The organism is Bdellovibrio sp. HAGR004, assembly GCF_055397015.1.
On record NZ_AP029176.1, the window covers coordinates 4,059,759 to 4,085,098 of the forward strand.

The following is a 25,340-nucleotide window of genomic DNA, read 5'->3' on the forward strand; positions in this document are numbered from 1 at the left end:
CTTCGGATGGTGCTCTGTCTTAGGAACACCAGCGACAATGAGTGTCGCAAAATCTAAAGAAGGGGGCCGTTATGACAAGTCGTATCTCTGAAAACGTAATGATGGAGTGCAGAAGAAAACTCCTCACCGCAAAACAAGATGTTTTGAATCGCTTTAGAACAGCCCAACGCGAGTTGGTTCACCAGGAAAAAGGTGGTGATGAGGCTGATCAGTCTGTCGCTCACATCGAAGAACATTCTTTTTTAATCTCCCAAGCGCGAATGAGAAATCAACTTGTCGAGATCGAGATGGCCCTGGCCCGCATCGAACAAGGCACATTCGGTATTTGTGAAGAAACAGAAGAACCTATCGAAACTGAAAGGTTGTTGGCAATTCCATGGACTCGCCTAAGCATTGAAGGCGCAGAGATGCGAGAAGCGGTAAGTCGTAAGTTTGCGCGTTAAATAATCACGCAGTGCTTTTTTAGTGACAGACATTCATTCCCCCGTAATATGCGATCAATTTTCGGCCAAGGATCATCATATCGGGGGGTGAGATGAACGCAACCGAACTGACAGAAGTTGAACTACAAAATTTGAAAGAATCTTTGCTCTTCCAAAAGAGCACGATCCTCAACAAAACTCATGAGTTTAAAGAGGAGCAATCCAGCATGGCTGCGGTTGCGGATGAAGCGGAAGCCGCTTCTCAAGATATCTCCAACAATATCTCTATTCACTTGCACGAACGCGATCGCGCCGCTTTGTATGCGATTGAAAGAGCTCTGGGCAAGATTGCCGACGGGACCTACGGCCAGTGTGAATCCTGCTCTGAGCTGATCAGCGCGCGACGCTTGCAGGCCAGACCTTTCACAGCCCTTTGTATTGATTGCATGGAAGAACAAGAGAGCCATTCGAGTATTTTCCAATAAGTACAAATTTATCTCATTGGATGAGGTCCGCTGACATGGATGTCAGTCCAATTTTTTAAATTTATCCTGAATTGCAGTTTAGAAAAAACTGTCTCACACCGAGAAGACTCATACCAGAAACATAAATTCCCGCATTTTACGCGGAGGAGCGGTATGAGTTTTGACGATAAAGTCCTAGAAATCCCACAGACCCTTCCCATGCTACCTGTGAGAGACATCGTAGTATTCCCCTACATGATCATTCCTTTGTATGTAGGCCGTGACGCCTCTATCCGCTCAGTTGAAGAAGCCTTGGCGAAAAACCGCCTGATCTTCCTGGCATCACAAAAAGACATCACTGAAGAAAATCCTTCTCCGGACAACATCTACACTGTGGGTACAGTGGCGATGATCATGAGAATGAGAAAACTTTCTGATGGTCGCGTAAAAATCCTTATTCAAGGTGTGGCTAAAGGCCGCGTGAAAAACTTCACTAAGACAGCTCCTTCTTTCGAAGTGGCGGTTGAAAAGATCGAAGAAACTCCGGTTCAAAAAACCGTTGTTGAAAACGAAGCTTTGATCAGAACAGCCAAAGAGCACATCGAACGCATCATCGCGTTGGGCCGCCCTCTTTCTCCGGACATCCTTCTGGTGCTGGATGATGTTTCTGATCCAGGTCGCATTGCTGACTTGATCGCTTCTAATCTGGGTGTGAAAGTTCAGGACGCTCAAAAAGTTCTTGAGACTTCTGACGCCACAGAAAGACTGAAACTGGTAAATGATATTCTGGCTGCTGAACTTGAAGTGATGCAGACTCAACAGAAAAATCGTCCGGGCAATGCCAAGGATGATATGTCCAAGTCTCAACGCGAGTACTTCTTGCGCGAGCAAATGAAGGCTATAAAGAATGAGCTTGGGGAAGGCGACTCCAAATCCGAAGAAATGGATGAGTTACGCGAAAAGCTGATCAATGCCGGTATGCCTGCCAATGTCGAGGCAGAAGCTTTGAAACAGTTGGGCCGTCTGGAGCGTATGCATCCGGATGCTTCCGAAGCCACCATGGTTCGCACTTACCTTGACTGGATGGCGGATCTTCCATGGAGCAAAAAATCCGAAGACCATATCGATCTGAACCGTGCAAAAGAAATTTTGGACGAAGATCACTATGAATTGGAAAAAGCCAAAGACCGCATCATGGAATTCCTGGCGGTTCGCAAGCTGAAACCAAATCTTAAGGGTCCAATCCTGTGCTTCGGCGGTCCTCCGGGCGTGGGTAAAACATCCTTGGGTAAATCCATCGCTCGTGCGATGGGACGTGAATACTTCCGTATCGCCCTGGGTGGTGTGAAAGATGAAGCGGAAATCCGCGGTCACCGTCGCACATATGTGGGTGCAATGCCAGGCAAGATCATCCAGGCTTTGCGTCAGGCAAAAACAAACAATCCAGTGATCGTACTGGATGAAATTGACAAGCTGGGCTCTGACTTCCGTGGTGATCCTTCTGCAGCAATGCTTGAGGTTCTGGATCCGGAACAAAACGCCACTTTCCGCGATAACTATTTGAACGTCGATTTCGATCTTTCAAATGTGTTGTTCATCGCAACGGCCAACGTGTTGGAAAATATTCCACCAGCATTGCGTGACCGTATGGAAATCCTGAATATTCCAGGATACACAGAGAACGATAAACTTTTGATCACGAAAAAACATTTGATCAGAAGACAAATTGAAGCCAACGGTATCACTGAGGAAAACATCCAGTTTACCGACGAAGGCATCAAGTATCTGATCGCTGGGTACACTCGCGAGGCAGGTCTTCGTAACCTGGAGCGCGAAGTGGGATCCGTCTGCCGTAAAGTGGCGAAGATGGTTGTGATGGGCGAAGCAAACTTTGTGGAAGTAAATGCCACAACAGTTCCAGAGCTTCTGGGCCCACCAAGATTCCAGCGTGACGACAAGATCGCAGACTCCCAGATCGGTGTGGTTCAAGGCCTTGCCTGGACTCAGGCCGGCGGTGAAGTTCTGACGGTGGAAGCTTTGAAAATGAAAGGTAAAGGACATCTTTCTCTGACAGGTCAGCTTGGCGATGTCATGAAAGAATCCGCTCACGCCGCGATGTCTTATGCTCGTGCTCACCAGGAAGAACTGGGTATTCCAGAGGACTTCTTTGAAAAGTACGACATTCACATCCACTTGCCAGCAGGTGCGATCCCGAAAGACGGTCCTTCTGCAGGTATCACTCTGACAACAGCGCTTGTCAGCTTGATGACAGGCACTCCGGTTCGTCACGATATCGCGATGACTGGTGAGGTGACCTTGCAAGGACGCGTACTGCCTGTCGGTGGTATCCGTGAGAAGTGTCTTGCCGCTTTGAACTTGGGTATTACAAACATCATCATCCCGATGGCTTGCCAAAAGGATCTTGCTGACATCCCTAAGATCTTCAAAGACAAGATCAACTTTATCCTGGCAGAAAACTTGGACGAAGTGTTTGCGGTTGCTTTCGACAAGAATGCAAAAGCAACGACTGACAAGAAAACTGCTGCGAAGAAAGATCCAAAAAAATCAAAATCGCTTGCGGCTTAAAATCGCAAGTACGCATCGCCCCTCCCTAGAGTAATGCGTTCCCAAAGAGAGCTGGTAATACCGGCTCTCTTTTTTTGTTTCAAAGCGGGACAAATCAGAACCCTACCTTCGTCTGAGGTCCGAATCCGACTGTTAACTTGTTTGTATATAGCGAACGATCTAAGATTGTTCCATGAGGTTTCACAATAATGGTCAAAGCACCCTTCTGTTTGTCACTGTCTTATGCGCAATAGGCGTGGTCTTTGTACTGAACTCTGCAGATATCCAAAAAAGAAACTACGAATACAAAACCAAGGATCACGATCAGGTTTTGCTCAACGAAGTCACCACTTCCGCTTTTGCGGTGATGGAATCGGCCTTGGCCCGACGGCTGTGGGAACCACCTCCTGATAACAACTGTCTGAATTCTGAATCTTTCAGTGTCGAAGGAAAACTAGATGGCGGCATGACCTGGAATGTGACCGCCAAATACAACTTCACCACCAAAAACTACGAGCTGGTTTCTGAAGGTCAGAGGGGTGGGCCAGTAGAATTGATGTAAATGGCCTGCGTATTGTTTTAAGTCGTTGAAACCCCTCTAAAAACTCCCTCAAAAGAAAGAAACCTTGGATGAGGTGAAGGCTTTGAGTTTTGGCTATAATGGAGAATATGTTTTCTCCTATCATAAAATGCCAAAATGAAACTTGTTTGTATCACGCTAATCCCCTCGGGTTGTTCTATTCGCCGTCTCGCCGAAGAACCTTCACACTTCAAAAACTACGGTTATGAAAAATATGGGCTCACAGACAAGAAGAATTCTTAAGATCATTTTTTAGTCAAGCCTTCGCGCCACGATTGAACCAACGTTGTTTCGTGGCGTTACTTTCTTGGATCTGCTGCCGGGACATCTTTGATAGAAATGGTATTTTCAAGACTGCGCTGCAAAGCTTCAATAAAGCCGTTGCGCAGAGAAGTCCAAAAAGCTCCCCATTTGTCGATATCAGGAGACATCGCAGCCCCTGCAAATTCTATCTTTGTCGCCACAGTCTTTTCTTTGCTATTTCGTAAAATCAAATTGCCAAGAGCCAAGCCGACTTCGTTAAAGAATCTTTTTGGTGAATCAAAGTGCTCGTGATCACTAATCACGTCGAGATCTTCAAAGAAAGGTTTTAGGTAACCCACGATGCGATTGTCCTTGGTACTGACTTCTGCGAAGATCGAAAATTTCCCTTTGGTAAAACTGACGGGGCCATAAGCCACAAAAAAATCGTTTAGCTTTGTAATGTCCAGCTTTTCCATCTGCGCTTTCGCTTCAAAGACTGGCATTTTTGCGAGCAGATTCATTCGCGCCTGACCCTGGACAGGCGCTGTTTTCTGAAAACGCGCGCTGAACTCCACAGTGCTTGGCAGTATCTCAATACTTTCCTCGGTGTTTTTAATATTTGTAGCGTCTAAGGTAATCTGGTCTAAGACCACATCTAGCGGGACTTTCAAATCCCGATTCACAAAATGCACAGAGCTTTCCTGAATCTTCAAAGACTCCAGTTCAATAGGAATCAGCTTGCCCACTAGGGACTTCCAATCTTCCCCCTCGCCCGTTTCCTTTTTTGCTTTTGTTTCACTGTCTAAAAAGGCAAGGCGCATTCCATTCACCGTCAGATCACCCAAGAGCTTACCTTGAAACAGGCCTCGCCATGCCAAAGATAAATCCAGCTGGTCAACTAAGAAGAACGGACTCTTCTCAGAGCCCGTGCGCTTCCAAATTTTTAATTCTTGAATTTGATAGGCACCCCGATAAAGGGCTAAATCGAAGTCATCAATTCGCCCCTGATAAGTTGTCAGCTTTTTATCCAAATACCAATTGATCGTATACTTGATCCCCACCGGTAAAAATACACGCGTCACAACTAGCAGTGTGAAGACAACGAAAGCAACCTTGCCTGCAGTACCGAGCTTATTCCAGATTTTTTTCATGCACGACCTCCCGGTTGATTTCGTAAGATAATTCAGCGCCAAAATAAATCACTATCGAAGAATAGTAAACCCACAGCAGCAACAAAATTAGCGAACCCGCTGCGCCATACATCGAGGCCACAGCACTTTGCCCTAAATATACTCCGATTAGAGCCTTGCCCAATGAAAACAATATTGCCGTGATAAACCCTGACAAAATTGCCACTCTCCGTCGCGTCTTCATTTGTGGCAAGAACCAGAATATCGCACTAAACAGGAGCCAGAAAATAAGAAAAGAAACAAATAAATTTATGAGTTGTCCCAAGGCCAGGGCCGCACCTTTTAGCGACAAGGAGATCACTGAAGAGATTAAAAGTGAGACAATGGAAATAAACACGAATGTTAAAACCATGCCCATGTTAAAAAGTTTATCTTTAGCAAATGCCCAGGCACCACTTATAATATTCGTAGAGACTGGATCACCAGCGGCTGGGGCTTCAAATATCTTATTTAGCGATCGGCGCAAGCTGCCAAATATAACACCCGCAGAAAATATTAACGTGCTCACACCTACGATGCCGGCAAAATCTCGAATTTCCGGCTGTTGATCCACACTTTCAGCAATCGCACGTGTGACCTTGCTGGCCTCGATGCCCACGAGCTCCTGAATTTGCAAAAGCAACTCTTGGCGAAAACCTTCTCCCATAAAAGATAAAAAAGTCAGCAGGAGAATCAAGATCGGCGCTAAAGACAGAGCCGTGTAAAACGCCAAACTTGCCGACACATCAAAAATATCATCATCGAGCATCTTGGCACTAAAACGCTCCCAGTTTATTCTAAACTTCGCTCTGCTCATTATTGGTTGATGTATTGCCACGGCGGCCTCCAATCTCTTTCAGCATCTTATCAAGAACAGATTTTAAGCTAAAATAGAACCCAATGTTGGCAGTGCCTCAAAGAACTATCCCCAAAGCCGCAACGAGATAAAGCTCGTTAACACGGCAATAAGGGCCGTCAACGGAAGTCCGATCTTTAGGAAGTCCACAAAACGATAATTGCCAGGCCCCAAAATTAATAAGTTTCCGTGGTGGCCAATCGGCGTCAAGAAGGACGCTACCGCCCCCACCGTCACACACACAACTGCGGCCGTCGGGGAAACTTGGGCTGCTTTCGCAAAAGCCACGGCAATCGGCGCAATCAAGACAGTTGTCGCCGCATCAGAAAGAATTTGCGTCAACAACCCCGCGGCGACAAAGAACGTCATCATGATCGCCCACGGCTCCCAATGCGCAATTAGCGTTGAAAGATTTTTCGCAAACATAGTAGCAAGTCCTGTTTTCTCCATAGCGATCCCCAGAGGGATCACTCCGGCGATCATCACAAAAATTTTCACCTCAATTGACTCATAAGCTTGACGTAATGAAACACACTTCGTTAACACCATCAGCACGGCGCCAAGAATAAATGCAATATGTGCAGGCAAAGCTTCCGTTGCCGCCAGAAAAATCGAACCTAACATAACGAGGCCCGCAGTTTTAGCCTTCACACGTTTCTTCGGACGAACATTCATAGGCACCAGCAGTAGAAAATTGCTGTCCTCATTAACGGCCTCTAACTTCTCTTCATGGCCCCACAACACAATCAAGTCTCCTTCACGCAGACGGACTTTTGAGATTTCGTGATAGATCCAGCCATCTTTGCGCCACAGTCCGATAACCAACACACCCAAGGTATGCAGGAAGTCTGCTTCACCGACACTTTTTCCTATCAAAGATGACTTCGGCGAAATCACTGCCTGAACAATCATCGGTTCTGACTTATTCAAAGACTCACTGAAGTCAGACATCTCTGCGCCGTATTTCTTTACCGTTCGCAAAGCCAAACCCATTTTTTCATCAAACGACAAAAGCTCATCGGGCGAAGTCTTCACCAATAACACGTCGTCAACTTGCAAATGCGTGTCTGCCATCGTCGAAATCCGTGCACCATTGCGCCGAACACCGACAACTTCAAAACGCTTTCCGGTTTCTTTGCTAAATTGGGAAATCGCAATACCAAGCCACTTTGAATCTGGCGGGATAATGAGTTCGGTAAAAACACCATCAATACGAAACTTTTCGTCGTGATTGTCACGACCTGATGTTTTTGGCAAAACCCACAACAACAACAAAATTAAAATGAAGCTAGAAACAACCAGGATAAATCCCAATGGAGTCACTGAAAACAACTGCAAGGGCGACTCTCCGGCGCGTTTGATGATGCTATTGGCAAGCAAAAATGCCGGCGCACCAATCAAGGTCATCGTCGTACCTAAAGACGCTGCTGTGGCCATTGGAATCAACAAACGCGACGACGGCATATTTCGCTCTCGACACAAGCGCATTACAATCGGCAACATCATGGCCGTCACCATTAAGTGATGAGTGAAGGCTGACAACCCAGCAACAGTCGACATAATGACCAAGTTCGCGATCCACTGATTTTTTCCCGCAACCTTAGCGACAGCATTGCCAATTGCATCAGTAACCCCCGTGGCCGTCAGCCCAGAAGAAAGAACAAACACAGCGGCCAGAATCAAAGCCGGTTCACTTGAAAAGCCTGACAGAGCTTCTTTCGGATCTAAAATTTTGCTGATCGCTAGTGCCAGGATGATTAATAACGCCGTCATATCAACGCTTAGCTTTTCGCTGATAAAGAAATACAAAGCACCTGCAAGAATCACTAGGAACATTATTTGATTTAAATCCATGCGGTCATTTTGGGCTTACTCAGTCAAAATTCCTAATTTCAACTAAGTAAGCCCATCCTTATTTAGTGGGAGGGGTGATTTATTCAAGAACAACAAGAACCAGGGCTGTGGTCGAGCGGCCCATTTCTTCAAAAACACCCGTCTTATCTGGGGTCGGAGCGGCACCTGTAGCTTCGGCCGATGACTTCACTTCATAGTCGTTGGTTTTAAAAAACTCACTGAGTTTCGACGGGCGTTCGGTCATGTTGTGCGTGTCGACAGTTTGAATCTTGAGATCTTTCTGCAGGTAAGACTTAATCGCGTCGCCACGATCCTTCGCCAAGGCTATTTGCTTGGGCGATACTTTTTCATCCTTAGCTGGATATTCTCGATCCGCCCAAGCCAGTACACGAACTGATTTTATTTTTTTTGATTCCCGTATCGAGGTAAAAAAAGCTTGCAGCTCTGACTTTTCCTCGGCACTTAATTTTTTTGCACCGGGATCAAAAAATACCGGTGCTACCTGAGAAGCACCGATCATTTTAGCTGTTGCGATTTCAACATCGGGTTGGTGCGCAAAAACAATGGCTCCGAAAAATCCCATTGCCAAAACTAGACGAATAATCGTTGTCATAAGATATCCTCCTGATCTTGGAAAATATCCCATGCAAGCCCACCACCACTGCCTAAAAGCAATATAGGGGATTTAAAAACTGTCATGAGGCAAATATCCCTAAGCTTTTGGGGTTTTTTGCCAAACCCCAGACCTACTTTTCGCTGGTCGCAGGATCAATTTCTTGCAGCTTCCGGTATAAGGTTTTACGATCGATGCCCAGGGCTTTAGCTGTCAGCTCCTTCGCATGGTTCTTACGTTCATACACAAACTGGATGTATTTCTTTTCCAACTCATGTAAGGGTTCAACCTCTTCACCAAAGTGAAATACGAAGGCGTTCTTTTTATCCTCAGAACTTAAGAAGGTCTCCTGCAAAGAAGGCTCATCAAATAAGGAAAATGCACTCGCATCAATTTCGTTGGTTGTTGCCAAGACCACGGCGCGCTCGATCGCATTTTCAAGCTCACGGACATTGCCTCGCCAAGGTTGAGTTAACAGAAATTCTTTTGCCGACTTTTTAAAACCAACAATATTCGTTCCATTTAACACGTTGTAGCGGTTTAAGAAGTGCTCGGCCAAGGGCAAGATGTCTTCTCGACGATCGCGCAATGGTGGTAGTTTCATCGGAATTACATTCAAACGAAAGAATAAGTCCTCGCGGAATCTTTTTTCCTGAACTTCGACACGCAAATCTTTATGGGTGGCCACAATCACCCGCACGTCCACAGGGCGAGATTGATTTTCACCCACGCGTTTGATTTCACGCTCCTGTAAGACGCGCAATAATTTTGACTGCAGTGGTAAATTCAAGTCACCGATTTCATCGAGGAAAAGTGTCCCGCCATCAGCTTCTTCGAATAAACCGATTTTTTTGTCTAGCGCCCCCGTAAAGGACCCTTTGGCATGACCGAACAGTTCTGATTCTAAAAGATTTTCTGGAATGGCCGAACAGTTGATCGCGACGAAAGACTTTTTACTGCGCGAGCTCCAATTATGAATCGCTTTAGCAAAAACTTCTTTCCCGGTCCCGCTTTCTCCCCAGATCGAAACTGTCGAGGAGCTTTTCGCAACTCGCTTAGCAAGATCAATCACCTTGCGAATCGCTTCGCTTTTGCCGATGATCCCATCGGGGTTTACACCCTTGGTGCAATCAATGGTTTGGCGTAAAGATTCATTTTCAGCATTCAAAGATTTGTATTTAAAGGCCCGCTGAGCAGAAATTAATAGCTGCGGAAAATGCAATGGCTTCACCACAAAATCGTAAGCTCCGGCAGAGATCGCTTCCACCGCGGTTTCAACATCGTTTGATACCGTGATTAAAATAATTGGCAGTTGCAAGCCTTCCGCTCGCACTGCTTTGATAAATGACAAACCCGACATCAGTGGCAAGTTTAAATCTGTAATAATGGCATCGGGTTTAATTCTTCCCGTCGTGATGGCTTGCAACGCTTCCATGGGATCAACCAAATGAATGACGAGAATGTTCTTTTGCCGGAAATAGGCGGATGCCAGCTCCGCCATGTCTAAGTCGTCCTCAATAAGCAAAATCGTCTTTTGCGTTTCCATATTTCTCCCTTACCGCCCCTGCCAGAAGTTTTGCCTTTAAACATGGGGCACATATACACATTGCAAATGTGTACTTTTGCCACATTAATACACCAAATTCTTTTTAAATCAAACATATTCGCTTTAAAGGTTTTTTAACATAGGTACCCGAATTGCAGCATATGTCGACATAGGGGTTAATGCCCCGATAATAAAAATCACGACAGGAGAAGTTATGTTACACAACAGAACCCTTTTATCAATCCTCGCATGTTCATCAGTTCTCGCAGTTGGTTGCGCTTATCAACCAGCTAAAGAGGCAAGTCACACATCGCCTTCGCCAACGGCTGTCGCCGCCGCAGAAGTAGGAACGTCTCATTATGCGGTCATCAACTTCAGACCCGGCACCAAAGATTTGTCGCGTGAAGAACAAAGCAAAATTCGGGAACTTGCAGCCGTCGCCGAACGACAAGGCAAAGTCGCAGAGTTCAAAGTTCTTGCCTGGTCTGACAAAGAATATCCAGCAGAAGGCGCTAAGGTCGCTTCTGCAGATTCAAAACTGGCAGACGACAGAGCCAATGCGATTGAAAACTTCTTAGAAAAAGATGTGAACACCTCTGCGGACGTGGATACACACAACATGGCAAAACGTCCAAACATCTTAAGTGAAATGGTCAAAAGCGATGACTACGAAGTGAAGACGACTTTTGAAGCCACAGGCGCGGCCCCAACAACAAAACAAACTTTGAAATCGCTTCTGCCTGGAGCCAAAGCTTCTAAAGCGATCATTTTAGTTCGTTACCAATAATTTGAATGGCAAATGGATTAAACAATAAACAACTGCACTACAACAAGGAGACTTTTATGAATAAAGACATCATCCAAGGCAAATGGAAAGAAATTAAAGGCGATCTACGTAAAGCATGGGGCAACATCACTGACGACGAATGGGAAAAAACAAAAGGTGATGCCACTGCAATTGCAGGGATCATTCAACAAAAATACGGAATTGCTAAAGAAGAAGCTTCCGAAAAAGTAGGCGGCGTACTTGCCAAGTACATAGAGGATACTCGTAAGACTATGGACAAAGATATTCCGCCACAAAAAAGAAACTAAAAAAGTTAGTTCGCCACTCACCTGCTAGGGTGGCGAATAAGCAGCCACCCCCTCTTGCATTCTCCGGGGGGGTGGCATTCCTAAAAGGAATCAGGAAGGAGTTTGTTATGATCGGCGCAATAATTATCGGCTTAATAGTCGGCGCTACCGCAAAAATTCTGATGCCCGGAAAAGATCCCGGCGGCTGGATCATCACTTGCTTACTGGGTGTCATGGGGTCTTTTTTAGCCCACGTTATCGGCACTGAAACCGGCTACTATATGGAAGGCGAACCCGCAGGTTTTGTCGCCTCAGTGATAGGAGCTCTTTTAATTCTATTCGTATATCGCATCCTGATGGGTCGTACTCACCCCTCAGACAAGGGTACTTAACTGCTCTTCGACTTGCACCATCAATTCCCGCGCCAAATTCAAAACAGCGAGAGCGTCTTGTTTTAACGCAGCAGCCTCTAAAGACTTCGCATTTTCCGTCAACTCTGCAAAATCAAAAGTAACCGCATTGCCTTTCACTTGATGACCTATCTTCTGCGCTTTTTCAAACAGCGCCTCAGGTGTCGACTCTGTCGCCAACAAATCAGCGAACTCTTGCTGGCGACGTTTCAAATAACGAACTCGTGATTCGATAGGGATTGCAATTCCTGACATTTGCTAACTCCTGTGATTCAAATAGAAATACACCTCTTGCACCAAAAGCTCTCCGGACACAGGCTTCGTGATCTGCCCATTGCAGCCCGCTTGCAAACTGCTTTGCAATTCCTCATGCAAAGCATGGGCGGTCAACGCGATGATGTTTTTAGTAAAACCCTTTTGTCGTATTTTTTTTGTAGCTTCTCGTCCGTCCATCTTTGGAATTTGAATGTCCATAAGAATGAGGTCCGGATTGAACTTAAAGGCCTGCTCAACAGCCGCGACACCGTCCTCCGCAATCTGAACTTCAGCTCCAGCCCCCCGCAAAAAATGAGTGAAGATCTCTTGGTTGTCTTCGGAATCTTCAACCAATAAAATTCGCGATCCGCGCAAAAGATTTTTTAGATCCAAGTTCACCCAATCAATATCACGCTTCGAATCTTCCAAACCTTCGCGCTTCACTGAGGTCTCTGCAGGGCGCATTGTCAACATTGTCCCCTGCCCCAAGTCCTTTAAAGGAATGCGCAGACAGAAGGTGGACCCCTTACCAACAGAAGACTCTAACAAGAACAAATCTCCCCCCAGAAGCTCGGCTAAACGCTTTGACAACGCTAAGCCAAGCCCTGTGCCACCGTATTTTCTCGTCGTGGACACATCCGCTTGGGAAAAGGCTTTAAACAAAACTTCGCGGCCTTTTTCTGATATCCCCACTCCCGTATCTTGCACCTGAAATTCCAAGTACGCTTCTCCAGCTTCGTTCGTGCCGGTTTTGTACAGAATCTTCACGCCACCTTTTTCAGTGAACTTGATCGCATTCCCTACAATATTGACAAGAATTTGCTTAAGGCGCACATCATCCGTGACCACATAAGTGGGCACATTGTTTAATTTTGCGATGTTGAATTGGATCTTTTTATCAATCGCACGAGCTTCCATAATCGATTTAACTTCATGAATTAATCTTTCCAAATTCACTTGCGCCATTTCGAAGTGCAACTTCCCAGCTTCCACTTTCGAAATATCTAGGATGTCGTCAATCAGACGAGATAATTCTTTACCGTTGCGCTTGATACTTTTGCTGATCTCCTCTTTTTCTTTCGTACTGAGCTCCTCATCCGCCAAAATCTCCGAGTACCCGACGATCACACCGAGGGGCGTACGAATTTCATGACTCATGTTCGCCAAAAATGAGCTTTTCATAAAATTCGCATCTTCAGCACGACGCAGAAGGATGGCTTTGTCGTAAGACATCGCAAACTGACTCACAACCCTCTGAATGGCGTACTCCTTCATTTCTGAATCGCACAAGTTTTCAGGCCCACGCAAAATAACCAAGACAGATGTTTTTTTACCTGATTCATGTAAAACGGCGCCTACCATATAATAAGGATACTCTGCCAAAAGAGCGCGAGTTTCTTCGTTGAGCATTTCAAGAGCTCGGATTTCATTTTTGTCCTGAGTACGACTGGGTAAAATACCTTCACTTAAAAAGTCTTCGAATTCAGAAGGAATACTTAAAAAGTCTGGGAAGACGTTCAGACTTTTTTGGAAGCGCTTTTCATAGGGACCCTTTTGTTCGCGAACAAAGACCACACAATCGTCCACCGCGAAAACATCGTTCATATGCGTACAGAAGCGATCAAAAATGCTCTCGCCATCAATTGCCGCTGAAAGATCCGCTTTCACCATGTTCAACTTACGGAACAACGCAATTTCTTCAGACTTGTTCTTAGAGATCTGCGACAACGAATTTTTATGGCGCTCGCTGAATTTCAAAAATTGTTGCGTTGACCACAACGCCACAAATACCACCGACAGGATAACCAGGGTCACAAACGCGAACAAGATGGGGATATAACGTTCGTACCAGTTAAAAAAGTGTGGCAGAGGCTCAAAGTGGATTGTCCAATTCTTATCAAAAACTTTTGCCTGATAAGTTTTAGTGAAATCTGGAATAGCACGACTGCCATCACGCGATGGAAAACGCTCATACACGGGAATAGTGTTACCTAGTTTTTTATCAAAGATTTCGATCCGGTAATTTACTTTTTCGTTATAGAACTCGGGCACCCCAAAGGCCCCATTAAAGAAGCGATTGATCCGTACGACGCCATAAGCAAAGCCCAACAGCGCGTCCTTAGGATCTTGCGCATTCACCACTTGCACATTTTTTTTAACCGGCAAGTAAATCAAAACCCCGCGCTGATGAACTTCAGCATCATCTTGCACTAAGATGACCGGATCAGAAATGGTCAATGAATTATCTATAAGAGACTTGTCCATTGCCGCACGACGAGTCAGCTCCGAAGACATATCAAAACCCAAAGCTTTTTTATTTCTCCAGTCTTCAGGTTGAATCAGAGTTATCGACGTGTATAAAGACCGCTCACCGTCAGGCCAAAACTTAAAATCTTCAAAGCCGTGACCACGCATATCTTTTTCTAAGGCAGATATTTCCGTTCTTTCTAATTTTTGAGCAAACCCAATTCCCTGCATACCGGGATAGCGACGCAGCACTTGGGTCGACTCAATATACTCTTTGAATTCCTTAGGATCGAAAACTCCGCCGACTTGAAAAACGGCCTTCAGGTCCATCAAGGCTTGACCGTAGCCGTAAAATTCCCGATCAATCACCCCCGTGATTTTACCCATCTCTGAATCAAGACGTGCACTCCACTCTTTTTCAAGATGGACTTTTACGGTCCACCAACTAAATAGACTAATAGATATAATAATCAAAAGAACAAGAAAGACATTCCATTCATGGGAGAGTACCAACAGTCGCTTTAGTCTTTTCACAAAAACCTTTCCAATGATCTCTATAAAAGAATCGCTCTTCTTATACATAGGGGATACATCCAACCCCATCAAGATAAACAAGCACACACACTGCACAAAACATATTGAGGTTTTTCTCCTAAGAACTGGGTCATTTTGCCCCGAGATTTCGCGAGAAATATTCCTGCGCGAATATATGCGCTTTTAGACTGGGCCCTATGATTGCAATGCCTCTAAAGCATGACAAGAACACGCTTCTTGTCAGTCTATATCCCACCCCTCAAGCGAGAGGGTTCTGCGCAAAGACCCTCTCGCCCCTCCTATTCATTAGGAAATCGGTGGTTTGAAAAACACTTAAAGGATACTTCCATGTTCAACTCATCACTCATCAAAAAGACAATCGCAGCCTCTTTCTTAATTACTGGCGCTTACAGCGTCGCTTCTGCAGACCTTAGTAAGGGTGGCGTTTTCATCGAACCTTCAGTGACCTACACAAGTGGCGAAATGAAAATTTCTTATCCTATCTTCAATGACTCGACCGAAAAAACCACGGGCGCAGGCTTAGGGTTGCGTCTAGGAGCCCACGTTCATGAATCTATTTTCTTGGGCGCCGATGTTCGTTACTCGATGTTAAGCATGGACTCATCCGCCTTGAACGGTAAAGCCGATGCCAATGCCATGAACTATGGTGTGACTTTGGGCGCACAAACTCCCGTTGCGGGACTTAGAGTGTGGGGTACCTATATCATTGGCGGCGAAATGGATCCGAAAGAGATCAACAACGTTGACGTAAAATTCAAAGAACAAACTGGTTACCGCGTAGGCGTTGGATTCTACGTTGCTGTGGTCAGCCTAAATCTTGAATATCAAGATACGAAATTTAATAAATTAGAATCCGAAAGTGGTGTTACGGGAACAACAGACAGCATTACAGGTGAGGATAAAGCTTGGATTGCTAGTGTGTCGTTTCCAGTTTCGTTCTAAACTCGAAACTTCCATAATTGGATACAAAAGAAAACGGTGCCCTGTGTATGTGGGCGCCGTTTTCTTTTAGCTATTTCCGACTATTCTGAATCCTGTGCGTACTTAGCTTTTTTCTTTTGCGCCGCTAAATCCAACTGACACATCTTTACTTTTGTTTCGTACTCGTCCTGGCGTTTTTCTGGGCTTGCCAAGAACAACTTAACGTCGCCGAAGGCACCCCTAAGGTTGCATGCGAAAACTGCGGGACAGGGAACAAAGTCATCAAATCCAATCCCCACGCTGTTGTGGCCTTTGCACTGACAGGTATTATTTTTTATATTCCAGCTAACTTTTTTCCTTTTATGACTGTCGACTTCTTTGGCAAACAAACGACTTCGACGATATGGGAAGGTGTCGTGATCATGGCCGAATCGGGTGATTGGTTCATTGCCTTGATCGTGTTTCTGGCCAGCATCCTTGTTCCCTTTATAAAATTAGCTGTTTTATTTTACTTAGCCGCCACGGCGAAAAATGGCCAGCATCGGAAATTTAAAACGCGTCTGTACCATATGATTGAAGCAATTGGACGCTGGTCGATGCTGGACATATATTTGCTGGCCGTTCTGGTGGCGGTCATGAAGTTCGGAGCCTGGGCCAATGCAAAACCAGAACTTGGTGCACTTATGTTTTTATTTGTAGTTATATTTACCATACTTGCCTCTGCAAGTTTTGACCCCGCAGTTATTTGGAAGGACCAGAATGAAGAATCTAAAAGCTAATTGGTATTTGTGGTTATTTCCATTTTTAGCGGTCGCTTTAACCGGTTGGTTGTTTTGGGACTACTTGCAACAAGTTGGACCAAAAATCGAAATCACTTTCGAGGAAGGCTCTTCCATTAAGCCAGATAAAACACAGATTCGCTTTCGTGGTGTGCAAATCGGTACTGTCACCGATATTGCCATTTCGGATAACAAAAAAATGTCGTGGTGTACGCTCGCCTAAATCGCAATGCGAAAGAATTTGCGACGGAAGGCACGAAGTTTTGGATTGAAACTCCTAAAATCAGTATCGAAGGTATTAGTGGTTTGGGCACCCTCGTCGAGGGCAGCTATATCGCCACCCTGCCTGGCCCCGACAACGCGGAATCTGTCAGCGAGGGGGACAGTGTTCGATGCCGCGGTCATGTGGTCGGCAGCGTAACCAAAGTCAGTTTGTCAAAAACAGCACAAAAGGCCGAGATTCAGCTTAGTCTGCCTTACCAGCACATGCGCCTGATTCGTACCAACACTGTCTTCTGGAAAAAACAGGTGTGCAGGCCAAGCTCGGTTTATTTAATTCCGAAATCAAAGTGAACTCTTTTGATTCGATCTTGCGCGGTGGAGTCGAACTCGCAACCCCCGATGCCGCGGGTGAAAAAGCCAAGGCGGGTACTCATTTCCAACTGCTCGAGGATGCCCCTAAGGATTGGAAGAAATGGAGCCCCGCTCTGTAAGTCGCAGCTAAAACCTTTGAATTTAGCTACTGAGCTAAGTTCAAAGCATAGCCCTGCCCCCGGTAGGTTCGAATCATCTTCTGGCTTTCGTCTTGAAGCTTCTGGCGCAAGCGGCAGATCATAACGTCAACCACATTAGTTTGTGGATTGAAATCGTAATTCCAAATCTCTTTCAGAATCAAATTCTTACTTAGAATCTTAGCTGGATTTTTTATCATCATTTCAAGCAACATAAACTCTCGGGCATTCAGATCTATCGACTGTCCACCGCGAATGGTGACCTTGCGCTCTAAACGATTTAGAATCAAATCGCCTGAGCTCAAAACCAAATCTGCCTCAGCGCTGCGGCCAATAATTCTTTGCACGTGAATTTGCAGCTCCGCCAAAGAGAAGGGCTTCATAATAAAATCATCCGCCCCATTCTGCAAAGCCTCTGCTCGCGTGGCAGAATCGCCTCGTGCACTGATGACGATGGTTGGTGTTGTTTTATTTCTTTTGATCGTCGCCAGGATATCTGATCCGCTCACCCCAGGAAGCATAAGATCAGTGACTACAAGGTCATAATTTACATTCATCAGCTTTTCTAAAGCTTCATAGCCACCATTTACGATATCAATGCTTCCAAAGAAACCCGATAATCCTCTGCTGATTTGTTCTGCAATACAGATGTCATCCTCGACAATAAGACAATTCATATTTCCGCCTGCTATTGGCATTAGATCCCAAAAAATTTACAACGCAATTTTTTTTCCAAATATGCATTTATCGTAACTAACGCAACTAACTAAGGGGCGCACATTACGACGGTAATATGCGCGTCCGTTAAGCAGTTAACTTAATGTTAGTGTTGACCCTCAGAACGTGGCAATATTCTGCTTTCATAGGGCGTCTCTGTGCCGCCTTGCTCAAGCAACTGAGTTTTCAAAAGTAAAAACTTTTGTCCCAGAGCCCGACGCTCACTCGGTTCAGATTCCCTCTTGAAATCGGGGAGAAGATCGTCTTCTTCCTCTTCGATGTGATGCTCGACCAATTCCGCTAAAACTTTCACTCGAGCTGACCACAGATCTTCGTCATCGGTACGCATAATTTCTTCAACAAGTTGGTCTGCCAGTTGGTGCTCGACATCACCTTCAAAACCGCCTTCACGCAGATCTTCATCCGCCTTGATATAAGTATAAAGAACTTGTTCTTCCGGTTTGGCGTGGACCACCAACAATGGCGCAAATTCCGCAAAGGCTTCGGAACGTTCTGAAATGACTCTGCACCTAGATTCTTTTTAGGCGATTTTTCTGACATAGTTTGATGATTCGGCATAGCATCCTCCTTGGATGCTAAACATAAAAGCAATGTCGGCGCCAACTCTAAGAACACCGACAATGACATTGAAGTAATTTTTGGGAATTTTCGCCCCAAACTTTGGGGCAAGATGGAAAATAAAAAAACCCGACTTGCATCGGGTTTTTCGATCCATTCATCTCGGGACTATTCTTCGTCAGACTCACTTTGATGACGATCCGACTTTGGAGATGTACGACCTTCATTCCGTTTATCAGATTGCGTCGTATTCTTTTTGTCCGTAGGGCTTGTGGGCTTTCTACTAGACTGATTCTGTTGATTAGATTGGTTAGAACCTTGAAGGCTAGGAAGAACAAACCAAAAAAATGTGGTGTCCTCTTTCAGCCCCCCCAAGGATTTCGGCCCGAAGGGCTTTCTGAAGGAAATTTGTCGCCGAAAATCTTATGATTCAATGAACCCGGAGGGGCCGGGAGCTCTCGCTAAAGGCACGGCCTTGTGCTTCGATCCCGCAACCGGCAAAGCCCAAGCTTATGGAGCCGGCTCTGCGTTCTTACTTCGTGCACAAGCCCCATTTTAGTGAAAAATGGCGTCTCACAACCATCAGCCCCTTAACGTCCCGACAATCCCCACACGCCCCCACCTCGCACCAAAGTGCCCCATTTGTATAATCAGAAAAGTCCCAAAAAGGGCGACAAGAAACCTCAAATGCAATTAAACAGCATTACGGGCATGGCCCTTAAGTTGCCTTACTGCTTAACCAGAAACTCAACGAATACTAAAGAAAGAGAGAGTTTTATGATTAGAGTAGCAATTGCATTTTTCGTCCTAGCTATCGTGGCTTATGTCCTAGGTGCCGCAGGCATCGCGGGTCTTTCCATGGAAATCGGAAAAATCTTGGTCGGAGTCTTCATTGTCCTAGCCATCTTATCTTACGTCGGCTCACTGTTGTCTGGTTCTGGCAAAAAAACAGGCCGCCTGCCATAAGTAAACGACATCTATTAGCAAAAATTTTTAAAAGAATCATAAGGAGAATCGCATGAATAAAACTATGAAAAATACTTTGATGATCGCCACTTTAACATTTGCTTTTGCCGTAGCCCACACAGCACAAGCAGAAGAAACTATGGCCGAAAAAGCCAAACACGCAGGAAATAAAGCCGTCGATGCCACAAAAGAAGCTGGCAGAGATCTTTCGGACAAAGTATGTGAAACTATCAATGGCAAAGTGGAGTGTGTTGCAAAAAAAGTAAAACACAAAGCAGAAACGCTGAAAGACAAAACATCGACGAAAGTTGAACAAGTAAAAGACAAGGTCGATTAATAACAAAGGCAAAGGGGCTTTCGCCCCTTTTGCTTCTCTCTTAAAGAGTCGAGATATAAAGATCCACTTCCGCAGACTTCGGGTCTTTTGCTTTGTCCCCGTAAACTTCAAAGTCATAGGAATACTTTCTTTTGAAATCCGTCGCGGACCAGACTTTTTTCCACGCTTCAACAACCACACCCGGCATTTCACCTTTTGGTGAGGCTACATGAACGTAGTCTTGGGCTGGGATTTTTAGATGCGTCATCCCTTTAGGAACCTTCGTGCCTGGAGCCACCTTAACCCCTATTAAAGGCTAGGAAGAACAAACCAAAAAAATGTGGTGTCCTCTTTCAGCCCCCCCAGGATTTCGGCCCGAAGGGATTTCTGAAGGAAATTTGTCGCCGAAAATCTTATGATTCAATGAACCCGGAGGGGCCGGGAGCTCTCGCTAGAAATCCAAGAACTAACTCGCCAGTACCACGCTGAGGTTAGCTCCAAAAGAAAACCTTGGCCGAAGTCCATCAAAGACCAAGTTCGCGAACTCTTCTCATCGGGCGTACAGCAAAAGAAGACGGCTGAACTCATCGACATTCCCTACGCCACAATCATGTCGTGGAAAAACCCTAAAAAGAAATCTAAATCAGATTTTCATGGTCTCACAATTAGACCGGGTCCAACCGTGACGGTTGGACCGTCTGACAGTCAGAACTCTAATCGAAGTCTAACTGTTACAATTAGAACTCCGGAAGGATATATTTTAGAGGTTCCAGAATCCATTGCAGCAAAGATTATTTTGCAACTTCAGCGAGGTGCTGAATGTTTCTAGATCGAAAGGGACTTCGGATCTTTGTTTATCGGGAAGAAGTTGACATGCGATGTGGGTTTGAGCGGCTGCACTCGCTCTGTGTTCATCAAATGAATGCGATCATGGATCAGGGCCATGTGTATTTGTTTTTTGGTAAGAATAAAAAGAGGATCAAATTCTTAGTATATGACGGCAGCGGGTTGGTTCTGATAGCAAAACGAATTGAGCGAGGCCGATTTATGTCCCTATCAGAACTATTGGGTCGCAATGAAGTCACACAAGAGGAATTAAAACTGATATTATTAACCAGGCCGAAAGTATTTGGACAATTTGTTGAAATTGTGATTTGCTTCGTAAGCGCCCCATGACGCCTTTTTGTTAAACCGGTGCCTCGGATGTTAAGATGGCGTCGGCGAGACGTTCATAATCTTCCACGGTTTTGGCCAGAGGAACATCAGTCAAGATTTTACAGAGGGCCTTGTAAGCATTGACGCCATTGAGCTTTGCTGTCACCACGAGACTGTAAAGAATACTGCTGGCCTCCGCGCCATCGGGCGTGTCGCTAAAAAGCCAATTGTTTCTGCCGATAGCAAACTTGCGGATGGCGCGCTCAGCGAACCCATTGTCTGGCTCCATCAACCCATCGTCTAAGTACCTCGTCAGATACGTATGCTCATTCAAGTAGTACTTGAAAGCCTGTCCCAGCTTGCTCTTGTCTGGAACCTTTGCGATATTGGATTCCGCGATTTGCTTAATTTCCTCAAGCAGAGGTTTTTGATCTCTCAATCTCGCTTTGACTTTTTCTTCGGGTGCGTGATCTCGTATTTTTTCTTCGAAGTCATAAAGCTTTTTGTAGATGTCCATCACTTGAGCCGCCATGGTTTTTCCGGATTTAGCACCATCTTTGACCGCTTGTTCAAACCGGCGGCGCGCGTGCATATGGCAGCCGAAGCGAACCAATGTTTCACTTTCAAGACCGTTGTACACATCAAGACCATCACACAATAGGCGCCCCTCGTAGCCCGCAAAGAGGCTCTTCATCACTTCGCCGCTACGAGAAGGGCTGTAATCAAACAATACGATCTTGCTTTTCTCACACGGAGTTGCCCGCACAATCATCCACGATTTGCTCTCGACAGAACGGCCATTTTCTTTTAACACCTGAACACTCGTCTCATCGCAGGAAATGGCGTGTGCACTCAACATCCGGTCGGATAAGACGTTTCTGATTGGCATCAGGGCTTGAGCTACTTGCACCATCCATCTAGCCATTGTTGTACGGCTCAACTCCACGTCCTGACGGGCGAAAATCTCTTCTAAACGATAAAGTGGCAAGCCGTCGCTATACTTACCTACAACGATAGCGGCCAATAACTCTGGTGTAGCAATGCCTTTTGGGATCACTGAAGGAACCGGCGGCGCGGTCTTTTCGTAATCACCACTGCCAACACCGTATTTGGCCCGGTGATACTCAAGCACGCTGATCCTGGCCGGCTCGTACCTAAGTTTCTCAGAGATCTCCCAGCCAATGACTTTGAGCCTTTCACCTTGCTCCGTGATTTGTTCGGACTCTGGAAGTTCGACTTTTACAATCTCGCGGGGCAGATTCTCCGGCAGGGGCTTTCTATGCCCCCGAATCTTCTTGGTATGCCCTCGCACTTCAACTGTGTAGTCTTCTTTGTCGGGGGTAGGACTTTGAGATTCCACTTCGGCTTCATTAAACTTTAACTGTTCTTGGGATTCCCAGCGCTCGGACTTTGCTCCGAATTGATTGCGCTTTAAAGCTTTAAGTTGCTCCGTCAACCAACTGACCTGACTCTCAAAGTTTTTATTCTTTTCACGCTCTTGCTTTAAAAGCTTTTCCAGATCTGCAATTCGCAGAGCCATTTCTTGTTCTGGTGTAGAAAGTGTTTCCGACTTTGACATGCCTTTTGCGAGTATCAAGCATTCAGCTAAAGCTCTCAACAAACTTTTTCAAATTTTAACTCCGCGTGCGGCTTCATCTTCCAGACATCGTAGCCCTCAAGTAGCCAAGTAAATTGTTCTGTGGATAACTGCACGTTTTCCACAGAGGATTTCTTGGGCCACGGAAACTTGTCCTTTTCCAATCGCTTTTGCCAAAGCGCGAATCCGGATCTGTCAAAATAAAGAACCTTCATCACGTCCCGGCGCTTACCGCAAAAGACAAATAGATAAGGCCCCATTAGATCCCCCATACCAGCTTCTTGCACTATAACGCTGAGGCCGTTGATGGCTTTCCTCATATCCACGGGATCTCTGTGAAGAAAGACTCCTTTAAACTCTTTCGGGGATTTCATCGCAAGCCCTCCTGAAGATGCAGGATCAGCTCTGCAACCCACTTTGCATCGGGCATATTGTGCTTTGAAGGGGGGGACTCAACTTGAACCTCAATAAATGGCGATGGCTCGATGATCTGTACTTCGCGATCTGTTTGATGAAACTTGCGGTACCAATACTGGAATGTACTGACTGAGAGCCCGTGGTGTCTGCAGAACGCCGCCTGCGATCCGTGAAACCTGGCGAATGATCGTACCTGGTCCCGCCAGAATATCTCTTTGTCGGAATGTTTGGATATTGATCTCATACTGAACCTCCTTGTGAAGTTCAGACTATGTGCTTTTAAGAGGTCCGGCAAAAAGGCGTCATGGGGCGCTTACGTTGTTCAAGCAAGAAAAAGATCGTCTGCCGAGCTTGAGTGACAGCGAGGTTAAGATCCTCAATGGTATCTTGCTGTTTGCACGCAAGACTGACCCCAACAATAAAGGATTTCGTAAAGTAAACCTTCAAGATGTGCAGAATGAATCTATGAAGGAAACTGGCAACCTCATTCGGGTCGATGAAGTAAATCCCCTTATTGAGAAAAAATATCTGACAGAAAAGATTATGGATGAAAAAGGTGTTTATCTTATGGTTTGCCTGGAGGACGTTGAGCCCCTGGCAAAAAACTGGAGTCTCGTGAATAGCTTAAAAAGAAAACTTCGATAACATCAGCACCTACTATCTGGAACCATTTTGGGGATTGTCTGTGTTCAATAGCACTGGCGTAACGACAAACGGTGCCGCTTTCTTAGGTATCATGAATATCCCGAGAAAAGCGGAGTTGATGAATAGATTCGACTGTGCAGAGTTGATTTGATTCACTTCACATAAAGATTTCGATGAAGTTGTTGTCCGCAAGCAAGTTTGTGAATGCTGTTCCAAACTTTCCATTGAATCATTGATGAGCTTGACCTGAAGAGCTGAGCCGGAATACCTAGCCCCTAGAAGAAAGCCAATCGCTTTCTTTGCGGCCCCCTTGGCAACGATAGACGCTCCAAGGGACTCCACAGCCATCGCTGCCAGCAAAAAGTTTTCCACCCCACCATTGAGTTTCTTCTTGTCTGAAATTATTTTACTGGCAATAACGCACAAATCTCCTTGCTCCGCCTCCGGAGAATTTTTAATAGCCGCTTCGACAGCCGTTGAAAAATTAAGGTAGTCCGTCTTGTCTTTGATCTTAAACTCTTTAAGTAATTTTGTTTTTGCATGAAATTTCGCAAATGCGTCTCTTAACTCCTTTGCGCTGGGGTGTGCTGATTTAAACTCAATTAACAAAGGATTCTCATTTAAAATCTTAAAATACGCACTTGAAAGGCTGTGCTTCATAGCAGAAACGTCACTCTGCGAATTGATTCCCTGTATTGACTTAAAGACTTTCAACAGACCATGCCTTTCTGAAGGTGTTAATTTTTCAACTTTATCCGGTGAATCATTCCAGAGTTCAGATGGCAGGTTTTGATCGAAGAACTTTATCTTAGATGGAAGTATTTCAGCTTCGATCATTTTTTTATCCTGAATATTTAAACTATTATACCCAACATCACTTTCGTCGCTGAGGCGCTCAAGGATAAACTCAAACTCCGCCAGACTTTGAACCTTTTTTTTATTTATTAGGTTTAGTAAAAACATCGTCTGACGGTAGTCTTTAAGTCTTGAGTTCAGTTTTGGTATTTCTGAATTCTTACTCCATAATCTCTGACATACTGAAGGAATATTTTCATCTTCTGAGGCCAAGGCTCCTCTTTGAAAAAAGGGGACCCCCCTACTTTCAAACGTCTCATTGAAACGTAAACATTCTGACGTTATTTGCGTGACTCGCGTGCTGTCATCAAGATAGTTGTCTACATAGGCCTCTGTATTTAATAGTAATTTTTTTGCGAGAACAGCTTCCCTGGGCATCACTGCGTCTCGCAGGGACAGTATTGATCTTGATTCAGATTCCGAAGTTACATACGCACTCCATCGACATCCTGAGCAATTAGGAGATTGTTTAAAATCTTTATCAAAAAACCTAGAGGAGCCAGATGGACGTGGAAACAGATTGCTATCTTTAAGGACTTGTATGTTAGATAATTTGATACACGACGTTTTCCCTCTACACACACGATGCTTAGAAAGAAAATCCCCTTCCACATGAGCATATTCTTCTATCTTCTTGGGACTAAATTTTTCCTGAGTGATAGAATCAGTGCAAGTTAAGCTGAATCCTTTAGAAGAACAAAGAAATATTATTAGTAAATAGAGGATATTTTTCTCTTTTGCAACCATTGAAGATCTTTCGGATTTTTTTAAAAAAAGATTAACCCTGCCAGCATGAGGACAGCAATTCC

29 protein-coding genes are annotated in these 25,340 nt (G+C 45.2%); 15 read left to right on the forward strand and 14 right to left on the reverse strand.

What is annotated here, in order from left to right:
- Positions 1 to 71 precede the first annotated feature (71 nt).
- The 4 genes from ACZ5ZV_RS20170 to ACZ5ZV_RS20185 all read left to right on the forward strand — a co-directional run bounded on the left by ACZ5ZV_RS20170 (position 72) and on the right by ACZ5ZV_RS20185 (position 4,013).
- Positions 72 to 443, forward strand: coding sequence for a TraR/DksA family transcriptional regulator (locus tag ACZ5ZV_RS20170; RefSeq protein ID WP_464119061.1), 372 nt, complete (start codon positions 72 to 74; stop codon positions 441 to 443).
- Positions 444 to 535: 92 nt separating this feature from the next.
- Complete coding sequence (locus tag ACZ5ZV_RS20175; protein ID WP_464119062.1) at positions 536 to 907, forward strand: TraR/DksA family transcriptional regulator; 372 nt, start codon at positions 536 to 538, stop codon at positions 905 to 907.
- A gap of 153 nt (positions 908 to 1,060) precedes the next feature.
- Positions 1,061 to 3,472: an endopeptidase La gene (gene lon, locus ACZ5ZV_RS20180; protein WP_464119063.1), complete on the forward strand. Its 2,412-nt coding sequence runs from the start codon at positions 1,061 to 1,063 to the stop codon at positions 3,470 to 3,472.
- A 172-nt stretch (positions 3,473 to 3,644) separates the two neighbouring features.
- A complete protein-coding gene (locus ACZ5ZV_RS20185; protein WP_464119064.1) occupies positions 3,645 to 4,013 on the forward strand; it encodes a hypothetical protein in 369 nt (122 codons plus the stop codon).
- Between the two features lie 317 nt (positions 4,014 to 4,330).
- Here ACZ5ZV_RS20185 and ACZ5ZV_RS20190 read toward each other — a convergent pair whose 3' ends face one another.
- The 5 genes from ACZ5ZV_RS20190 to ACZ5ZV_RS20210 all read right to left on the reverse strand — a co-directional run bounded on the left by ACZ5ZV_RS20190 (position 4,331) and on the right by ACZ5ZV_RS20210 (position 10,312).
- Positions 4,331 to 5,425: a DUF748 domain-containing protein gene (locus ACZ5ZV_RS20190; protein ID WP_464119065.1), complete on the reverse strand. Its 1,095-nt coding sequence runs from the start codon at positions 5,423 to 5,425 to the stop codon at positions 4,331 to 4,333.
- Positions 5,406 to 6,281, reverse strand: a complete 876-nt coding sequence (locus ACZ5ZV_RS20195) for a YihY/virulence factor BrkB family protein (protein ID WP_464119066.1) — start codon at positions 6,279 to 6,281, stop codon at positions 5,406 to 5,408. The genes ACZ5ZV_RS20190 and ACZ5ZV_RS20195 overlap by 20 nt, the downstream gene beginning before the upstream one ends.
- A gap of 84 nt (positions 6,282 to 6,365) precedes the next feature.
- On the reverse strand, positions 6,366 to 8,153 hold the full coding sequence (locus ACZ5ZV_RS20200; RefSeq protein WP_464119067.1) for an SLC13 family permease: 1,788 nt from the start codon (positions 8,151 to 8,153) through the stop codon (positions 6,366 to 6,368).
- Between the two features lie 79 nt (positions 8,154 to 8,232).
- A complete protein-coding gene (locus tag ACZ5ZV_RS20205; protein WP_464119068.1) occupies positions 8,233 to 8,766 on the reverse strand; it encodes a hypothetical protein in 534 nt (177 codons plus the stop codon).
- A 133-nt stretch (positions 8,767 to 8,899) separates the two neighbouring features.
- Entirely contained in the window at positions 8,900 to 10,312 is a 1,413-nt protein-coding gene (locus ACZ5ZV_RS20210) for a sigma-54-dependent transcriptional regulator (RefSeq protein ID WP_464119069.1), read from the reverse strand.
- A gap of 214 nt (positions 10,313 to 10,526) precedes the next feature.
- Between ACZ5ZV_RS20210 and ACZ5ZV_RS20215 the strand changes: the two genes are divergently transcribed.
- The 3 genes from ACZ5ZV_RS20215 to ACZ5ZV_RS20225 all read left to right on the forward strand — a co-directional run bounded on the left by ACZ5ZV_RS20215 (position 10,527) and on the right by ACZ5ZV_RS20225 (position 11,778).
- Positions 10,527 to 11,099, forward strand: a complete 573-nt coding sequence (locus ACZ5ZV_RS20215) for a hypothetical protein (RefSeq protein ID WP_464119070.1) — start codon at positions 10,527 to 10,529, stop codon at positions 11,097 to 11,099.
- 56 nt (positions 11,100 to 11,155) lie between these two features.
- Positions 11,156 to 11,407 carry a CsbD family protein gene (locus ACZ5ZV_RS20220; RefSeq protein ID WP_464119071.1) on the forward strand — a complete coding sequence of 84 codons (252 nt, stop codon included), beginning with the start codon at positions 11,156 to 11,158 and terminating at the stop codon, positions 11,405 to 11,407.
- A gap of 107 nt (positions 11,408 to 11,514) precedes the next feature.
- The gene (locus ACZ5ZV_RS20225; protein WP_464119072.1) at positions 11,515 to 11,778 is read left to right on the forward strand and encodes a GlsB/YeaQ/YmgE family stress response membrane protein; all 264 of its coding nucleotides are present in this window, start codon (positions 11,515 to 11,517) and stop codon (positions 11,776 to 11,778) included.
- On the opposite strand, the gene ACZ5ZV_RS20230 is transcribed toward ACZ5ZV_RS20225, so the two are convergent.
- Both ACZ5ZV_RS20230 and ACZ5ZV_RS20235 read right to left on the reverse strand, forming a co-directional pair.
- Positions 11,761 to 12,051, reverse strand: a complete 291-nt coding sequence (locus ACZ5ZV_RS20230) for a hypothetical protein (protein WP_464119073.1) — start codon at positions 12,049 to 12,051, stop codon at positions 11,761 to 11,763. The two genes, ACZ5ZV_RS20225 and ACZ5ZV_RS20230, sit on opposite strands and share 18 nt — an antisense overlap.
- 3 nt (positions 12,052 to 12,054) lie before the next feature.
- Positions 12,055 to 14,832: a CHASE domain-containing protein gene (locus ACZ5ZV_RS20235; protein WP_464119074.1), complete on the reverse strand. Its 2,778-nt coding sequence runs from the start codon at positions 14,830 to 14,832 to the stop codon at positions 12,055 to 12,057.
- A 348-nt stretch (positions 14,833 to 15,180) separates the two neighbouring features.
- On the opposite strand from ACZ5ZV_RS20235, the gene ACZ5ZV_RS20240 reads away from it, so the two are divergent.
- The 4 genes from ACZ5ZV_RS20240 (at position 15,181) to ACZ5ZV_RS20255 (ending at position 17,126) form a co-directional block, all read left to right on the forward strand.
- Positions 15,181 to 15,795: an outer membrane beta-barrel protein gene (locus tag ACZ5ZV_RS20240; protein WP_464119075.1), complete on the forward strand. Its 615-nt coding sequence runs from the start codon at positions 15,181 to 15,183 to the stop codon at positions 15,793 to 15,795.
- 284 nt (positions 15,796 to 16,079) lie between these two features.
- On the forward strand, positions 16,080 to 16,553 hold the full coding sequence (locus tag ACZ5ZV_RS20245) for a paraquat-inducible protein A (RefSeq protein ID WP_464119076.1): 474 nt from the start codon (positions 16,080 to 16,082) through the stop codon (positions 16,551 to 16,553).
- The gene (locus ACZ5ZV_RS20250) at positions 16,534 to 16,776 is read left to right on the forward strand and encodes an MlaD family protein (RefSeq protein ID WP_464119077.1); all 243 of its coding nucleotides are present in this window, start codon (positions 16,534 to 16,536) and stop codon (positions 16,774 to 16,776) included. Before ACZ5ZV_RS20245 ends, ACZ5ZV_RS20250 begins: the two co-directional genes overlap by 20 nt.
- Positions 16,761 to 17,126, forward strand: a complete 366-nt coding sequence (locus ACZ5ZV_RS20255; protein ID WP_464119078.1) for an MlaD family protein — start codon at positions 16,761 to 16,763, stop codon at positions 17,124 to 17,126. The genes ACZ5ZV_RS20250 and ACZ5ZV_RS20255 overlap by 16 nt, the downstream gene beginning before the upstream one ends.
- A 166-nt stretch (positions 17,127 to 17,292) precedes the next feature.
- On the opposite strand, the gene ACZ5ZV_RS20260 is transcribed toward ACZ5ZV_RS20255, so the two are convergent.
- On the reverse strand, positions 17,293 to 17,961 hold the full coding sequence (locus ACZ5ZV_RS20260) for a response regulator transcription factor (protein ID WP_464119079.1): 669 nt from the start codon (positions 17,959 to 17,961) through the stop codon (positions 17,293 to 17,295).
- 146 nt (positions 17,962 to 18,107) lie between these two features.
- Entirely contained in the window at positions 18,108 to 18,521 is a 414-nt protein-coding gene (locus tag ACZ5ZV_RS20265) for a hemerythrin domain-containing protein (RefSeq protein WP_464121437.1), read from the reverse strand.
- 836 nt (positions 18,522 to 19,357) lie between these two features.
- On the opposite strand from ACZ5ZV_RS20265, the gene ACZ5ZV_RS20270 reads away from it, so the two are divergent.
- Both ACZ5ZV_RS20270 and ACZ5ZV_RS20275 read left to right on the forward strand, forming a co-directional pair.
- Positions 19,358 to 19,546 carry a DUF1328 domain-containing protein gene (locus ACZ5ZV_RS20270; RefSeq protein WP_464119080.1) on the forward strand — a complete coding sequence of 63 codons (189 nt, stop codon included), beginning with the start codon at positions 19,358 to 19,360 and terminating at the stop codon, positions 19,544 to 19,546.
- A gap of 52 nt (positions 19,547 to 19,598) precedes the next feature.
- Positions 19,599 to 19,883 (forward strand): hypothetical protein, encoded by a 285-nt coding sequence (locus ACZ5ZV_RS20275; RefSeq protein WP_464119081.1) that lies wholly within the window; start codon positions 19,599 to 19,601, stop codon positions 19,881 to 19,883.
- Positions 19,884 to 19,923: 40 nt separating this feature from the next.
- Here ACZ5ZV_RS20275 and ACZ5ZV_RS20280 read toward each other — a convergent pair whose 3' ends face one another.
- Entirely contained in the window at positions 19,924 to 20,160 is a 237-nt protein-coding gene (locus ACZ5ZV_RS20280) for a GyrI-like domain-containing protein (protein WP_464119082.1), read from the reverse strand.
- 521 nt (positions 20,161 to 20,681) lie between these two features.
- On the opposite strand from ACZ5ZV_RS20280, the gene tnpB (ACZ5ZV_RS20285) reads away from it, so the two are divergent.
- Positions 20,682 to 21,038, forward strand: coding sequence for an IS66 family insertion sequence element accessory protein TnpB (tnpB, locus tag ACZ5ZV_RS20285; protein WP_464119083.1), 357 nt, complete (start codon positions 20,682 to 20,684; stop codon positions 21,036 to 21,038).
- A 10-nt stretch (positions 21,039 to 21,048) separates the two neighbouring features.
- Here tnpB (ACZ5ZV_RS20285) and tnpC read toward each other — a convergent pair whose 3' ends face one another.
- The 3 genes from tnpC to tnpA are packed head-to-tail and all read right to left on the reverse strand — an operon-like array spanning position 21,049 to position 23,275.
- Complete coding sequence (gene tnpC / locus ACZ5ZV_RS20290) at positions 21,049 to 22,596, reverse strand: IS66 family transposase (protein WP_464118798.1); 1,548 nt, start codon at positions 22,594 to 22,596, stop codon at positions 21,049 to 21,051.
- Positions 22,597 to 22,631: 35 nt separating this feature from the next.
- Positions 22,632 to 22,988, reverse strand: a complete 357-nt coding sequence (tnpB, locus tag ACZ5ZV_RS20295) for an IS66 family insertion sequence element accessory protein TnpB (RefSeq protein ID WP_464118799.1) — start codon at positions 22,986 to 22,988, stop codon at positions 22,632 to 22,634.
- Entirely contained in the window at positions 22,985 to 23,275 is a 291-nt protein-coding gene (gene tnpA, locus ACZ5ZV_RS20300) for an IS66 family insertion sequence element accessory protein TnpA (RefSeq protein WP_464118800.1), read from the reverse strand. Before tnpA ends, tnpB (ACZ5ZV_RS20295) begins: the two co-directional genes overlap by 4 nt.
- A 74-nt stretch (positions 23,276 to 23,349) precedes the next feature.
- Here tnpA and ACZ5ZV_RS20305 point away from each other — a divergent pair, with 74 nt between their 5' ends.
- A complete protein-coding gene (locus ACZ5ZV_RS20305; protein ID WP_464119084.1) occupies positions 23,350 to 23,676 on the forward strand; it encodes a hypothetical protein in 327 nt (108 codons plus the stop codon).
- Between the two features lie 12 nt (positions 23,677 to 23,688).
- Here the strand turns inward: ACZ5ZV_RS20305 and ACZ5ZV_RS20310 are convergent, their stop codons facing one another.
- Positions 23,689 to 25,278 (reverse strand): hypothetical protein, encoded by a 1,590-nt coding sequence (locus ACZ5ZV_RS20310; RefSeq protein WP_464119086.1) that lies wholly within the window; start codon positions 25,276 to 25,278, stop codon positions 23,689 to 23,691.
- Positions 25,279 to 25,340 lie beyond the last annotated feature (62 nt).